Annotated in this window: 9 protein-coding genes, 1 other RNA gene and 3 pseudogenes; 2 read left to right on the forward strand and 11 right to left on the reverse strand. The window is 40.0% G+C overall.

Translation table 11 applies throughout. From position 1 onward, the window contains the following. Positions 1-230 precede the first annotated feature (230 nt). Positions 231-327: signal recognition particle sRNA small type (gene ffs, locus GNP35_RS02950), an RNA gene on the reverse strand. A gap of 214 nt (positions 328-541) precedes the next feature. Here ffs and GNP35_RS02955 point away from each other — a divergent pair. Further along, positions 542-1,720, forward strand: coding sequence for a patatin-like phospholipase family protein (locus tag GNP35_RS02955; RefSeq protein ID WP_155694361.1), 1,179 nt, complete (start codon positions 542-544; stop codon positions 1,718-1,720). A 9-nt stretch (positions 1,721-1,729) separates the two neighbouring features. Here the strand turns inward: GNP35_RS02955 and GNP35_RS02960 are convergent, their stop codons facing one another. Continuing rightward, complete coding sequence (locus GNP35_RS02960; RefSeq protein WP_155694363.1) at positions 1,730-3,709, reverse strand: cation:proton antiporter domain-containing protein; 1,980 nt, start codon at positions 3,707-3,709, stop codon at positions 1,730-1,732. Positions 3,710-3,886: 177 nt separating this feature from the next. On the opposite strand from GNP35_RS02960, the gene GNP35_RS02965 reads away from it, so the two are divergent. Then, complete coding sequence (locus tag GNP35_RS02965; protein WP_155694365.1) at positions 3,887-4,780, forward strand: GGDEF domain-containing protein; 894 nt, start codon at positions 3,887-3,889, stop codon at positions 4,778-4,780. 30 nt (positions 4,781-4,810) lie between these two features. On the opposite strand, the gene tilS is transcribed toward GNP35_RS02965, so the two are convergent. The 9 genes and pseudogenes from tilS to GNP35_RS03010 form a co-directional block, all read right to left on the reverse strand. After that, the gene (gene tilS, locus GNP35_RS02970) at positions 4,811-6,298 is read right to left on the reverse strand and encodes a tRNA lysidine(34) synthetase TilS (protein WP_155694367.1); all 1,488 of its coding nucleotides are present in this window, start codon (positions 6,296-6,298) and stop codon (positions 4,811-4,813) included. Positions 6,299-6,386: 88 nt separating this feature from the next. After that, positions 6,387-7,343 carry an acetyl-CoA carboxylase carboxyl transferase subunit alpha gene (accA, locus tag GNP35_RS02975; RefSeq protein WP_155694369.1) on the reverse strand — a complete coding sequence of 319 codons (957 nt, stop codon included), beginning with the start codon at positions 7,341-7,343 and terminating at the stop codon, positions 6,387-6,389. A gap of 96 nt (positions 7,344-7,439) precedes the next feature. Beyond that, positions 7,440-10,913, reverse strand: a complete 3,474-nt coding sequence (gene dnaE / locus GNP35_RS02980) for a DNA polymerase III subunit alpha (protein ID WP_155694371.1) — start codon at positions 10,911-10,913, stop codon at positions 7,440-7,442. An 89-nt stretch (positions 10,914-11,002) separates the two neighbouring features. Next, a pseudogene (gene rnhB / locus GNP35_RS02985) lies at positions 11,003-11,620 on the reverse strand (ribonuclease HII); the annotation flags it as partial. 44 nt (positions 11,621-11,664) lie between these two features. After that, a pseudogene (gene lpxB / locus GNP35_RS02990) lies at positions 11,665-12,821 on the reverse strand (lipid-A-disaccharide synthase). A gap of 47 nt (positions 12,822-12,868) precedes the next feature. Beyond that, a pseudogene (gene lpxA / locus GNP35_RS02995) lies at positions 12,869-13,631 on the reverse strand (acyl-ACP--UDP-N-acetylglucosamine O-acyltransferase). Between the two features lie 29 nt (positions 13,632-13,660). Beyond that, positions 13,661-14,125, reverse strand: a complete 465-nt coding sequence (gene fabZ / locus GNP35_RS03000) for a 3-hydroxyacyl-ACP dehydratase FabZ (RefSeq protein WP_155694374.1) — start codon at positions 14,123-14,125, stop codon at positions 13,661-13,663. A 33-nt stretch (positions 14,126-14,158) separates the two neighbouring features. Then, on the reverse strand, positions 14,159-15,202 hold the full coding sequence (lpxD, locus tag GNP35_RS03005; RefSeq protein WP_155694376.1) for a UDP-3-O-(3-hydroxymyristoyl)glucosamine N-acyltransferase: 1,044 nt from the start codon (positions 15,200-15,202) through the stop codon (positions 14,159-14,161). Positions 15,203-15,270: 68 nt separating this feature from the next. Next, positions 15,271-15,774, reverse strand: a complete 504-nt coding sequence (locus GNP35_RS03010; RefSeq protein ID WP_155694378.1) for an OmpH/Skp family outer membrane protein — start codon at positions 15,772-15,774, stop codon at positions 15,271-15,273. Positions 15,775-15,799 lie beyond the last annotated feature (25 nt).

A 15,799-nucleotide genomic window follows, 5' to 3' on the forward strand; every position in this document is an offset into this window, starting at 1 on the left:
CATTATTAGAATTTTATTTATCAGCTACTGTATAATTTTAAGTTGGCAACTGCAATGTAGGAAAGAACAACCAAAAGTGAATATTTAGAGTAACTTGTAACAAATCATGAAATAAAGAGATTAGGTTGTTGAAATCATGTCGTTTCGGTCAAAAGCCATCAGACAAAAGTCTATTCTCAAGTTTGATTACATTTACTAAAGCGGGAATTTTAAAATTGTTTGGGTGGCAACCCCACCAGCGACATCTCGGCACACGAATCACCAGCTATGGCTGCTCCCTTCCGGGCCTGACCAAGTTTACCAGCTATCGTTGCGAGAGAACCAATGGGGTCACCATAACGAGCTGTTAGATAGAAAACCTAACGGCGCGAATTATTACGCAATATATTGGGAGTTGCAAGGTGTAAAAAGAAAACCAACGTTAACTGTTCAATAAACAAGCTCTCTTAGATTGTTGCTAATTTAATAGTCGTGTTTGAATACCTTGGGGTATACTTAGATTTGTATTTCTGGTGTTTTCTAACAAGGATAATTTGAACAAATGCTTTTTAATCAGCCCAAAGAACCCGCTAAAATAGCGCTTGTATTAACCGGTGGTGGCGCTCGAGCTGCTTACCAAATTGGCGTGTTAAAAGCGGTAATGGCGCATCTTCCTCGTAATCAAAAAACACCTTTTAAAATAATATGTGGTACGTCAGCTGGCGCAATTAATGCGGTCACCTTGTCTACTCATGCATCTTGTTTTCATCTCGGGGTAAAAAAAGCAGAATGGGTATGGAAAAACTTCTCAACAGATCAAGTTTATGCCAGCACATGGCGAGGTGTTTTTTCTCATTTATTTAAAAACTTTTTATCACGATTTAGTAAAAAAGGCATTGATAGAGCCACTAGTTTGTTAAACAACGAACCTCTTAGAGACTTACTTAAGCAAGTGATTAACTTTCAACGAATCGATAGAAATATTCTAAGTGATCATTTGTCGGCTATCTCAGTGTCAGCATCAAGCTATAGTAACGGCGACTCTATTTCATTTTTTCAATCAAGCGAAGGTCAAGAGTGGAAGCGTGCCAAACGCCAAGGAGTTAAAACCGTACTCACCACTCGACATTTAATGGCATCATCTGCGATACCACTTATGTTTCCAAGCATAAAAATTGGCGAAAGCTATTATGGCGATGGAGCTATACACCAACTGAGCCCGCTAAGTCCTGCTATACATCTAGGTGCAGACAAAATTTTGATACTCGGTGTTGAGCAGCCAAATCAAGACAAATACTATGGTCAGTCTGAGTTTCATCCTAATTCAGCCGCTATAACAGGCCACTTATTAGATACCGTATTTACTGACTCTATGAATGCTGACTTGGAAAGATTAGAACGGATTAACAAAACCTTAGAATACGCGCCTACTGAAAAAACAGGTTTAAAACATATCGATACGCTACTTATTAATCCGTCTAGAAACTTTAATAAATTAGCTCGACACTATTATAAAAACCTATCACCAGCGATTAAATTTTTAATGCGTTTTTTTGGTGTAAAACAGAATGAAGAGTCTGCTTTGCTTAGCTATATTTTATTTGAAAAGCCATTTACCGAAAAGCTTATTCAAATTGGCTACGAAGATGGCATGGAGCGCATCGACGAAATATTAGAGTTTTTGGAGCTGGGCACGGCCGCCGAACTAAAGGCAAATTTATCAAAGGCAAAGGCTAAATAAAAACAAGGTTTATCCTGTCATTAAAAAGCGCTCTATACGCTCCACTCGACGTGGTTTTCCTTTCACTACAATTATGTCCTGAGCTTTTACTACGGTATCAAGCTCAGGGTTTGAAATCTCTTCGCGCTCTCTTCGCAAGCCGATAATATCAATGCGACGCTCCACGATTCTTAGTTCCGCTAACGTTTTACCAACTGCAAAAGCATCTTCCGGAATCGCTATTGCATGAATAAACTCTAATAAGTCTCTTTTATCCGATGATATTTCCGTGCCTTCACCTTGATAAAAGCCATGCATTTGACCGTATCTATTTTCACGTTCCTTACGAATACGCCTTAATACTCGAGACATAGGAACACCAGATTCGAACAATACCTGAGATACAAGCATTAAACTGCCCTCAATAGCTTCCGGGACCACTTGATCGGCTCCCTCTTCAAGGATAAACGCCATATGTTCATCTGATTTAGTACGAACCATTATTCGAGCAGAGGATGAGCACTGCTTAACATTATTAATAACCGTTTGTGTTTTTGTTAAATCACCAAAAGTAATGACCACCAGCTTTGCATCGCTTACTTTCACGGCATTTAAAATCGCTTTGTCACGCGCATGTCCAAACTGAACATTTTCACCAGCCGCTTGTGCTTCAGCAACTCGAACGGGATCAACATCAAGCACAACATAAGGCACGGCTTCGGATTTTAGGAAACGACTAACGGTTTGGCCAACTCGACCAAAGCCACAAATAATGACGTGACCTTTTAGATTGGTTTCAAATTCAGCTTCCGTGGACTCATTATGCTGCTGCTCTTTTTTACCAAATAGTCGGCCTCCTGCCAAAACCAGCTTTTTATCGTTGCTAATAATACTAGGAGTTACCGCCATACTTATCACTCCCACGCCTAATAATGCTGCAGCAAGCTCTGATGATAACAGATCAAATTGTTGCGCTAATGCAACTAGAACAAAGCCAAACTCTCCCATTTGGAATAACATTAGTCCGGTCGACCAGCCATCCGCACTGGTTTCCCCTGCTAATACTGAGACGTGCCTAATAATCAGTGTTTTAATAATGAGCATGACGGCAATGGCGCTTAATATAAAAGCCCATTGACTTACCATTGCATGGAGGTTTAGAGCCGTTCCTACTGAAATAAAGAACAACCCCATTAAAATATCTCTGAACGGCCGGATATCAGCTTCTAACTGATGTTTATATTGGCTCTCACTGAGCATCATGCCAGCCAAAAATGCCCCCAGTGCCATTGAAAGACCGAAAAAGCTCGTGAGCGTGCCCGCTAGAACAGTAACGAGTATGGCGGTGAGTACAAATAGTTCATCTGTGCGAACTTGAGCAACTTGATTAAATATTTTTGGTAATATCCACTTGCCGACGGAGAGCAATATAGCAACGACTATAGCGCCTTTACCCAGAGCAATTAAAATAGCCAACAATAAACTGCTTTCCCCGTCCCCTCCAAGTATTGGAATGGCGATTAAAAAAGCAACCACCGCTATATCTTGAAATAGCAGAATGCTTATAGCAACTTGCCCACGCTTTGTCTGAGTAAGCCCAGTTTCGTTAAGAGATTTAACAACAACGGCAGTAGAGGATAAAGCAAAGATACTACCGATAATAAATGCACTGCTCCAAGAATGGTTTAAACCAACAAATATGAGCATGAATATTATTAGTGTCAGAATAACTTGGGCACTGCCGACACCAAAAACCAGATGCCGCATGGCCACTAACTTTGGTACAGAAAATTCGAGTCCTAAACTAAATAGCAGAAAAACGATGCCCAATTCCGCAACTATGAGTAAATCTTTAGGATCTGAGATAACACTCATCACCTGCGGACCTGCAATTACGCCTGCCACTAAGTAAGCTAAAATGGCCGGCAGCTTAATCCGTTTAAATAACCATACTAAAAACACAGAGGTGGCCAGTAAAAAGATTAACTCTAGAAAAATCCCATGTTCCATAATCTACGTGTTTAAACCTCTTATTTGGCCAGTGTTTGCCGACGGCATTCTGTCAGTGTAGCAGAACATCTTTTGACCACTATATTTATTCTTTATTTATCAGTTCATTGCATAACTGGCATGACTTTCGCTTAGTACAATTAGAATTTTATTTTATTACCAATTTTGGAGGCATCAGTGGATTATATTAGTCACCTAGACGTAATAAACCCTGACTCAAATGCAGCCTTGTTAACAAACTGGGCAGGATACCAGACAGGCTATAATGACCAGATATCGTTAGTTGAACAATTACAAACAACACTAGATATTGAACAACAACTTACCATCTTTTTAGAAGCGCTTTCCAATAGTTTTAAAATCAGTGCGATTGATTTAGAAACTTACCATGGCAGATTCACAACAGGTAAGGCCGCAAAAGGTTGTGAGACATTAGCGTTGCCAATTCGAATTCATGATCAGTTAATGGGTCGGGTTTTATACCATTCCCAAAAGCCAATAACTGACATTTTACTTTCGTCATTGAGCAATTTTCAGAAGCGACTGGTATTTCCATTACGTAACGCTTTGGCTTTTTGGCAATTACAACAGTTAGCTTTGAAAGACTCTTTAACAGGAATAGGAAACAGGACTAGTTACAACGAGGCGATTTCAAGAGCCATTTCGCATTCTAAACGCTATAACACACCATTTTCTTTACTTGTGATGGATTTAGATAATTTTAAACAAGTGAACGATAATTTTGGTCATCAAATGGGGGATGAACTTTTAGTTCAGTTTGTAAATCTTGCCAACAAGTGTTTGAGAAATACCGATCAGTTTTTCAGATTTGGTGGCGACGAGTTTGCCATTATATTGGAACACGATAAAAAGAGCTCTGCATCTATCGTTTCAAATCGCCTTTTAAGTACGGTGAAAGACTCTGATATTGTTAAAAAGTTTCATGTTAGCGTGAGTATTGGCGCTGCTATAAGCGCCACCGAAGACTTAGAAAGCACTATTTTTGCTAAAGCGGACAAAGCCCTTTACCAAGCTAAACAAGCCGGTAAAAATTGCGTTAAATTTGCTTAGTTTATTAATAACTAACGTAACTTTTTGTCATCAATCTAATTGAACCTTAATATGCGGTTGCAGTTCAAAAGCAACCGCAATTTCCCCAACAGCGGCTAGCTGATTATTTATATAAACGTTTGGCATCCTTTCTCTTAACCAAGCTGGACAGCCTTTTTGTTTCAATAACTCAGATACTTTTTTGTTGCCCGACTTAACGTTGGGTTGGATTTTACCTACAATTTGGCCCCATTTAACTTGAACTAATAACTCAGCATTCTTTTCTGAATCAGCTTCTACCTGGTTAAAACGGTGACATTCTTTAAAAAAGCTCGGCAATACACTAATCGAAAAGGTTTTGCCCGCAAACAGACTGCCTGACGGTAACTCTTGTGAATAAGTCTGAGTCTTATCTGCCGCTACCAAACCACCTAACATTAGTTCGTTTGAATTCGGTTCATTTGAACGTGTATCTAGCGTTAAAGTTTGTGGTACCGCTTCTGAAGTAAGCTTTAAACAATACAAATAACCTCTATATTGTCGCAACGAATAACCACTAAACTCCACTAATGCTTGGCTATCTTCTTTACTATTAATAACCGTTGTCATTACTTCAGTTAATACGTTTCTAGAGGGCGTTCTTGTTGTGTGATTTGCGATGAAAAGCCGAACAAGTTCTGGTTGTTTTAATGTGTTTAGCTGCGCTAGTTTAGCTAAGTTTAAACACTCAAAACCGAAAACTCTGTTCTCAATTAAACCAGACAGGTCTTGTTGCAAATACAAAGACAACAAGTCACTTTCTCTAGACAATAAATCGGTTGTTGTTTTAATTGCGCTAGCCATATGCGGCCAACGTTCCGTTAATGTAGGCGAGACTTTATGGCGAATGAAATTTCTGTCAAAATCTAAACATGCGTTACTTTCATCTTCAATCCAGTCTAAAAACTCTTGTTTTGCATATTGGATTAATTCAGCCTTTGATAGCGATAATAGAGGCCTAACTAATCTTATCTGTTTACTTTGACCCATGCTGTTTGGCAAGTCTGCACATGGACGCATCGCAGATAATCCTTTACTACCTGAACCTCTTGATAGTCGCATCATAAAGGTTTCAACTTGGTCCAATAAATGATGTCCAGTTAGAACAAAGGTGCCAACGGGTAAACTATCGGCAAAAACGGCGTACCTTGCATCTCTAGCTATTTGCTCAAGTGAACGTTGAGCGGTTTTTTCTAGTACGAGTTGATGACAAGAAAGTTCGATATCATTTATCTGACAATATTGAGTTACGAACGATTGCCAGTCATCGGCATTTTCACTCAAGCCATGATTAATATGAATTGCACTAAAACTAACTTGGTACTGATACCTTAACTCTAACATTAGTCTTAACATCACCATAGAATCTAGTCCACCGCTGAGCGCAACCACAATAGAGGGTTGAGTTGTACTGTCTGCAGTTATGACGTTTAAATCTTGTAAAGACCGATACAAATGGAGTGGATTAAGTGCGGTAGCTGATTGACTAACAGTGCTCATGAGTCTCAATTTTAATGTTTAGTTTGATGATAAACAGGCATAAAAAAGCCATCTAAAAGATGGCTTTAATAATACGATACTTTTTTGTTTATAAATAGCCAAACGCCATCAAACGATTGTAACGCTTATCTAGCAGCTCTTCTTTTGACAATGTTCTAAGATCCGTTAAATCTTGTTTTAAACGTTGCTTTAAGTTTGAGGCCATTTTATCCATGTCTCTGTGTGCGCCACCAAGAGGCTCTGAAATAATATTATCAATTAAGTCTAGCTCTTTGATTTTGTTCGCTGTGATGCCCATTGCATCCGCAGCATCTGGCGCTTTTGCCGCGCTTTTCCACAAAATAGACGCACAACCTTCTGGCGAAATAACCGAGTACGTTGCGTATTGCAACATGTTAACTCGATCGCCAACACCAATTGCCAACGCGCCACCTGAGCCACCTTCACCAATTACAGTACAAATAACCGGTACTTTTAAACCTGACATTACTTTTAAGTTACGTGCAATGGCTTCGCTTTGACCACGTTCTTCTGCGCCTATTCCAGGATATGCTCCTGGCGTATCAATAAATGTGATAATTGGCATATCAAAACGCTCTGCCATTTCCATTAGGCGAAGTGCTTTACGGTAACCTTCAGGTTTAGGCATACCAAAGTTACGTTTAATTTTTTCTGCTGTATCACGACCTTTTTGCTGACCAATAATCATAACTGGCTCATCATCTAAACGTGCAATACCGCCAACAATCGCTAAATCATTTGCGTAAGTGCGGTCACCGGCTAACTCATCAAACTCAGTAAATATGCGCTCGATATAGTCTTTAGTATATGGACGAAGTGGGTGCCTTGCTATTTGGGCAACTTGCCAAGCACCAAGGTTTCCAAAAATCTTTTCCGTTAATTCACGGTTTTTCTCTTTTAAGTTAGAGATTTCTTGCTCTAAGCCTAAATCTAACTCGCCACCGCGGTTAACATTTTGTAATTCATTAATTTTTGCTTCTAACTCAGCAATCGGTTGTTCAAACTCAAGATAATTGAGACTCATTCTTTCACCAGTTCACTTTAATTTTCTATCCATGATTTACTTTACATGAATACTAGAATTCTAATTTAGGCTCAATAGCCAAGTGCTCCATTACATCTACGAAAACTGTTCATCCGGCGTAACTCGCCACGCTGTTCCTAACTCTAACTCTGCACTTGCCAATTCATTTTGATAGCCAATTCGTATTGGTGTTGTTCCATCTTTATATGGCAATAAAATTCGTTTTAAACTATTCATTACACTAGTGGCTTGTGACTCACCAGCAACGTCTAGCTTTATATTTCTAACGAATTTTTCACGCGCCATTGTTAAAGACATAACATCACGCCCGGTCATTGTATTGCCGTCACTGTAATTATCAAAGCTGACCTGTCCAGAAACGACTATAATTTCACCACTTTGCAACAAATCTTTGAATTGCTCAAATTGTTCGGGGAATAATCTAAAGTCTAAACGACCACTTTTGTCATCTAAAGTTACCAGTGCCCATTGATTTCCTTTTTTATTGACTAGCACTCGCATGTCAATTATCAATCCACAAACTGTCACCATTTGGTCTCTGCGAGTAGGCTCAACTTCCGACAGCTTTATTTTTGTGTAGTGCCTCAACTCTTTACGATATGCATTAATTGGATGACCCGTTAAGAAAAGTCCAAGGGTATCTTTTTCACCTTGCAGCCAGGTAGCGTCAGGCCATAAAGTTGCTGTTTTAAACTGAGGCTGCACTTCTTCATGTTCAGTATCAAATAAACCAAATAAGTCTGACTGACCTAAATCTGCGTTTTTAGCATGTTGAGTAGCCGCTTTCATAGCGTCTTCAAGCGATGCCATAATAATGGCTCTATTCTCTTGAGTATGAGGCTCTGGCCCCAACTGATCTAACGCCCCTGCTAGTACCAGCTTTTCCATTACACGTTTGTTTATTCGTTTAACATCTACTCGTGCACAGAAATCAAATAAATCAGTAAATCGCCCGCCTTCTTCCCGTGCTTCAAGTATGGCTTCAACTGGACCTTCACCAACTCCTTTGATGGCGCCAATACCATAAACTACGTGGCCTTCGTCATTAACCGTAAACTTATAAGAACCGGAGTTAACATCAGGTGGCTCAATAGTGAGCTTCATACGATCACATTCATCAACTAACGTAACTATTTTGTCAGTATTATCCATGTCCGCAGACATTACCGCCGCCATAAACTCAGATGGGTAGTGACATTTCATCCACAATGTTTGATAGGAAACTAAGGCGTATGCAGCAGAGTGAGATTTGTTAAAACCGTAACCAGCAAACTTTTCAACCAAGTCAAAAATCTTCATGGCAAGTTCAGGGTCAATATTGTTGTTCTTTGACCCTTCAGCAAAGGAGGAGCGCTGCTTTTCCATTTCTTCTGGCTTTTTCTTACCCATGGCTCGACGTAAAAGGTCGGCGCCACCTAGTGAGTAACCCGCCATTTCCTGAGCAATCTGCATTACCTGTTCTTGATACAGAATGATCCCGTAGGTCGGCTCTAGAATTTCTTTTAAGCAATCGTGCTGATAATCATGATCTGGGTAAGCAACTTCTTCTCGACCATGTTTACGTTCTATAAAGTTGTCAACCATGCCCGAATCTAATGGACCAGGTCTGAATAGTGCAACTAGGGCGATAATGTCTTCAAAAGTATCAGGCTGAAGTTTTTTAATTAGACTTTTCATACCCGAAGATTCCAACTGGAATACCGCGGTTGTCTCAGAGTTCATCAGCATTCTAAAACTTGCTGGGTCTGCCATATCAATTGAAGTGATATCAACATGTTTAGCTGGATCATCAATACGGCTGTTCGCCATATCAATCGCCCATTGTAAAATGGTTAACGTTCTTAACCCTAAGAAGTCAAACTTAACGAGACCAGCAGTCTCAACATCATTTTTATCAAATTGCGTAACTGGGTTATTACCATCATCATCACAATACAATGGTGCAAAATCAGTGATTTTAGTAGGGGCTATAACAACACCACCAGCATGCTTACCTGCGCCTCGAGTAACACCCTCTAGTTTACGAGCCATATCAATAAGCTCGCGAACTTCTTCATCTTGATTGTACAGTTGCTCTAGTTGAGGCTCGGCCTTAAACGCTTTTTCCAATGTGATACCAGGGTCTCCCGGCACTAGTTTTGAAATGCGGTCAAAAAAGCCAAAGGGTTGGCCAAGCACGCGTCCTACTGACTGAATTACGGCTTTTGCGGCTAATGTACCAAAAGTAATAATCTGGGATACGGCGTCACGCCCATATAGCTCAGCAACGTGATCAATTACTTCGTCACGGCGATCCATGCAGAAATCAATATCAAAATCGGGCATTGAAACACGTTCTGGATTTAGGAATCGCTCAAATAGCAAGGCAAATTCAAGTGGATCTAGGTCGGTAATCTTTAACGCATACGCCACTAATGAACCAGCACCAGAACCACGTCCTGGGCCAACTGGTATGTTATTGTCTTTACTCCACTGAATGAACTCAGCAACGATCAAGAAGTAACCTGGAAAGCCCATTTGGTTGATTACTTTAAGTTCTATATCAAGACGCTCATCATACTCTACTCGTTTCTCAGCACGTTCACCTTCATCAGGGAATAGAAACTCTAATCGTTCCTCTAGACCTTCTTCAGACAATTTGACTAAGAAGTCGCCTTCCGTCATTCCGTCCGTTGGACACTCCGGTAAGAAGTATGTTCCTAACTGAACCGTGACATTACAACGTTTGGCTATTTCAACACTGTTTTGAACCGCTGAAGGCACATCGGCGAAAAGCTCCAACATTTGCGCTTCAGTTTTTAAGTATTGCTCTGCGCTATAATCTTTTGGCCTGTTTTTATCGTCAATAGTACGCTTTTGATTTATACAAACTCGAACTTCATGCGCTTCAAAGTCGGAAGCGTCTAAAAATACAGTTTCATTTGTCGCAACAACAGGTAACTCTAATTGCTCAGCAAGATCTAAAGCCTGCTCCACGTACATGGCTTCATTTGCCCTGCCAGTACGAGTTAACTCTATGTAAAAGTGATCGTGAAAGTGTGTTGTGTAAAAGTCTGTAACTTCAGCCAATAGCTTTTTGTTGTGTTTACTTAACGCATAGGCCACATCGCCAGCCGTAGCGCCGGATAATATGATGACGCCTTCTTTGTGCTCTACTAGCCACTCTTTATCGATGGCTACTTTGCCAAGCAGTGAGCCTCTAAGATAGGCCTTTGAGATTAGCGTGGTTATGTTTTTATAACCATCATTGTTCTTAGCTAATAAGGTAAGTCTAAATAACGGCTCGTCATCTGCTCGTTTAACCCAAACATCAACTCCAATGATGGGCTTTATACCTTTGCCGTGCGCACCTTCGTAAAACTTAACGAGTCCACACAAGTTCATTTGATCGGTTAATGCAATTGCAGGGATGGATTGCTCAGAAGCTCGCGCTAAAATTGCCTTAACTTTTGCAAGCCCGTCCATCATAGAAAAATCACTATGGACCCTGAGATGCACAAATTTAGGATCTGAAATTGAAGTGGCGGACGAACTTAAAGCTTCTGACATAAGTAGTATTATTCTTATTAGTGGTACAAAGTAAAATTTTTTCTGAGCGATTTAACTTGTTCAGAAATTTTGTAAAGTGACGTTAAAGCTTAACTCAAACCCAGGGCTTTTTGCACTGGTTTAAAGCTTTTTCTATGGTGCGGTGTTGGACCATATTTAGCAAGCATTTCAAAGTGAAGTTTTGTTGGATAACCTTTATGTTTAGCAAAACCATATTCTGGGTGTATTTGGTCAAGCTCATCCATTTCTTGATCTCTTGCGACCTTTGCAATAATGGATGCAGCACTGATCTCAGGAACAAGTGCGTCACCCTTAACAACGGCATTTCCCGCAATAGGTAACTCTGGAACACGGTTACCATCTATTAAAACATGCTCTGGTTGTATATCTAACCTTGCTACCGCTCGTTGCATGGCCAACATAGTGGCGTGTAAAATATTTAACTCATCGATTTCACTAGGATCCGCTCGTCCAATTGCCCAAGCTAACGCATCACGTTTTATGATTTCCGCCAATGCCGTTCGTTTTTTTTCTGATAGCTTTTTAGAATCTGTCAGCCCTTCTATGGGCTTATTTGGATCTAATATAACGGCAGCAGTCACTACGTCTCCCACTAAAGGACCTCTTCCGACTTCATCAACACCAGCTATTAACAATACGTTAGGACGAACAAAATTTTCTGCATTAAATATGACTGACATGGCAAGCTTCTCTTTATCTACTTCTCTGGTTAACTTATCTCAACCAATAACTATTTATTATTTATATCAAGTAACTGCCAAACAGAATTAGCAGCCCTTGCACTTGCATCTCTTTTTATTTCAACATGCAACTTAGTAAACTGGTCAATCATTTGTGTATTCGTATGCTCAAGCATTGGCTTAACATGGCTCACCAAGTTTTCTACTGAAGCGTCATCTTGTATTAACTCAGGTACAATTTCTTTACCTGCTAATAGATTTGGAAGGGTAAAAAATGGCGTTTTAATAAGTCTTTTAAATATCTCATGGCTAAACCAACTGACCTTATAGGCCGTTACCATTGGCGTTTTCATTAGCATGGTTTCTAATGTAGCCGTACCTGACGCTAATAAAACAACATCCGCGGCTCCCATAACGACTCGAGCGTTAGCGATAGAGACGTTAACATCTAAATCTGCAAACTGCTCATCAATAATAGTTTGGATTTGTTTGCTCTAAATTCGTTAACCGCTGGCACCAAAATAACCAGAGTAGGAAACGTAAGTTTTAGTTCTTGAGCTGCTTCTAAAAATGGCGCTAATAAAAACTTAATTTCTGAGCCACGACTGCCAGGTAATACAGCCAGTACTTTTGTTTCAGCCTCAAGTCCAAGCTCGGCTCGGCACTCTTGCTTTTGACTTCCAACGGGGATTTGGTCTGCTAATGTATGGCCCACAAAATCGCAAGGGACATGATGTTTGTCATAAAATGCTTTTTCAAAGGGTAACAAAGCCAGAACTTTATCCACCGCTTTTTTAATAGTTTTCACCCTAGACTGACGCCAAGCCCAAACCGAGGGACTAACGTAATGCACTGTTTTAATGCCCTGCTCTTTTAATTTAAGTTCTAATCCTAAATTAAACTCAGGCGCATCAATACCAATAACAACATCGGGCTGCCAATCAATTAAATCTGCAATGAGCTGTTTTCGTTTTTTTAAAAGACGAGGAAGTCGTTTTAATATTTCAACAATTCCCATTACGGAGAGCTCTTCCATATCAAAATAACTTGTTGCGCCGAGGGCCATCATCTTAGGGCCGGCAACACCTCGATATTCAATGGTTAAGCTTTGTTGTTTAGCTAGATCAGAAAGCGCCGACATTAAGTCAGCGCCCAATAAGTCACCAGAGTGTTCTCCAGCAACTATGCCTATTTTTAAGGTCGACATATTTCTCTTTCTATTTGAGTACTTTCTACGCGAGTAGAATTGCTAATTTAACGAATTATGCCACGCGAAGATTGTTTTACAAAATTAGTAAAGTCAGCCACTGACGGATCAGAATCATCAATTTCCTCCAATGCCTCTGACACTTTAAGGCCTTTTCTATACAAGGTACGATAGGCCGATTTGATGGCACTAATCTGTTCTGTACTAAAGCCACGACGCTTTAACCCTTCCGAGTTTAATCCTTTTGGTTCAGCGCCATTACCAGCAGCTAAAATATACGGAGGAACGTCTTTAACAACAATACTGTTTAAACCAATAAAGCTATGCGCGCCAATATGAACAAACTGATGCACACCAACCATTCCACCTAATATTGCCCAATCACCTACATGAACGTGGCCTGCCACACTGGCATTATTAGCAAAAATAACGTTGTCACCTATCATGCAATCATGAGCAACGTGGGTATAGGCCATAAACAGGTTATTGCTACCAATTTTAGTTAGGCTTTGATCTTGAATCGTACCACGGTGAATGGTTACATTTTCACGAATAATATTGTTATCACCAATCTCTAGTCGAGTTGGTTTCGCCGTCATATTTCTTGTCTTGGCAATCTTCACCTACCGATGAAAACTGGAAGATTTCATTATTACTGCCAATAATACTAGGGCCTTTTACAACTACGTGACTATGAATCACTGTATTGTCACCGATAACTACATCGTCACCGATAATGGAGTAAGGGCCAACACTTACATTTTTGCCTAGTTTTGCTTTTTCAGAAATGATTGCGGTTTCGTGTATCAAATCAAAGTCTCTTTTATTAATTAGTTAAACTAAAGTACGCGCCTAGCACACATTATTTCTGCACTTGCGGCGATTTTACCATCGACTAGCGCTTCACCAGAGAATTTCCAAATACCACGACGCTCTTTGATAAACTTAACATGGAAGTGTATTTGGTCTCCTGGAGTTACCGGTTGTTTAAAACGAGCATTATCAATTGCTGCAAATAAATATAGCTCATTTGGATCAACTTCACCCTTTTGAGCCTCAATTGTCTTAAATCCTAATAATCCAGTTGCCTGAGCCATAGCTTCAAGAATCAATACTCCTGGAAAAACTGGTTTCCCCGGAAAGTGACCAGTAAAAATAGGCTCATTAATTGTCACGTTTTTTATCGCGTGCAACGTTTCACCAACTTTATAATCTATCACTCTATCAATTAGCAACATAGGGTATCTATGTGGCAGGTATGACATGATTTCTTCAATTTCAAATGTATTCAATTGCTCAGACAAAATTTGTCTCCTTACAAGCTGCAATCTAAACTACTACGGTATCTTCTTTTCTAAAGTTTTCACCCGATTAAATAGTTCAGTCAATTTTTTATAGCGCGCCGCATTATTGCGCCACTCTTTATTTGTTGTTGCAGGCATCCCTGATGAATATACGCCAGGCGTCATTATATCGTTAATGATAAAGGTTCGCCCAGTAATATAAGCATTATCGCAAATATTTAAATGGCCCGTTATACCAACTCCGCCACCAATGGTGACGTTGCAACCAACCTTAGTACTGCCTGCTATCAAAGTCCCAGCAGCAATTGCGGTATAATCGCCAATCTTAACATTGTGACCAAGCTGAATTTGATTATCTAAGATAACGCCTATCCCAATAACAGTGTCTTCGATTGCACCGCGATCTATTGTTGTATTGGCACCAATTTCAGTACCTTCGCCAATAGAAACGCCGCCTAATTGAGGAATTTTGATCCAGTTTTGGTTTCCATTTTTATGTAGTGGTGCGTAACCAAAACCGTCTGCACCAATTACTGAGTTAGCTTGGATAGTACAATTTGAGCCGATAGTTACATTGTGATAAAGCGTAACATTTGGCCATAGTCTTGTGCCTGCACCGAGTATTGTACCCTGTCCGATGAAGGAACCTGCTCCGATCTGTGCGTTATCGCCAATAACAACATCATCTTCTATTACCACATTTGGACCTATGGCTACATTTCTGCCAATAGTAGCGGTTTTACCAATAACAGCCGAAGGCGCAATGGTCTTAACTTGTTGTGGAGTTGTATCGAGCTTCTGAGCCACAAGAGCAAAACCAACATATGGGTTTTCCATGACTAATGCCGCTTTGCTCCAGACATTTGCCATGTCAGGAGTAAGAATGACACATCCGGCGTTAGAGTTTTCTAGGTGCTTTTGGTATTTTTTATTTGCTAAAAAAGTAATGTCACTTTGCGTTGCAGCGCCAATAGTGGCTATTTTTCTAATAGTAAAATTTTCATCACCTTGGACAGTTACTTCTAGTCCAGACTCAGCGGAAATCCAATCAGCTAATTCTTTAAGCGTAAATTTCATTAAAAATCTCCAGATACAAAAAAACCCACTCTAGAACCTAAAGTGGGCTTCACTATAGTGATGTAATGTTACTTAGCTTTACTTGCTTTTTCGAGAACAAGTTCAGAAATGTCTTTTTCAGGTTTCACAAACGCAACTGATTGAGCTTGTAAAACAACATCAATTTTCTTTTCAGCAGCAACTTCATCAACGGCTGTTTTAATGATAGCCATAATTTTATTACGCTCTTCGCCTTGGCGACGACGAATGTTTTCTTGTAGCGGCTGAGCCTTAGCTTGATACGACTGCTGCATTTGCTCGATGTCTGTGCGCAGCTTTTCTTGTTGTTCTTGGCTCATTGTCATTGATTCGCGTTGGAACTTTTCCATGCTGAATTGAATATCGCTTTTTAGCTTTTCAACTTCTTCTGCTGCACCAGCAAACTCTTTTTGTAACTGTTGTTGCATTGCAGCCATTTGAGGCAACTGAGCAACTACTTTTTGAACGTCTACTACTGCAATCGATTCAGCCCAAGCTGTAACCGAAAATAAGATGCCCGTTGTTAAGGCTAAGATTTTTTTTGCTAGTGTCATTTTTTACTCCAAAATTAAAGAACTG

It is taken from the genome of Psychrosphaera haliotis (assembly GCF_009728465.1).
Classification (GTDB): domain Bacteria; phylum Pseudomonadota; class Gammaproteobacteria; order Enterobacterales; family Alteromonadaceae; genus Psychrosphaera; species Psychrosphaera haliotis.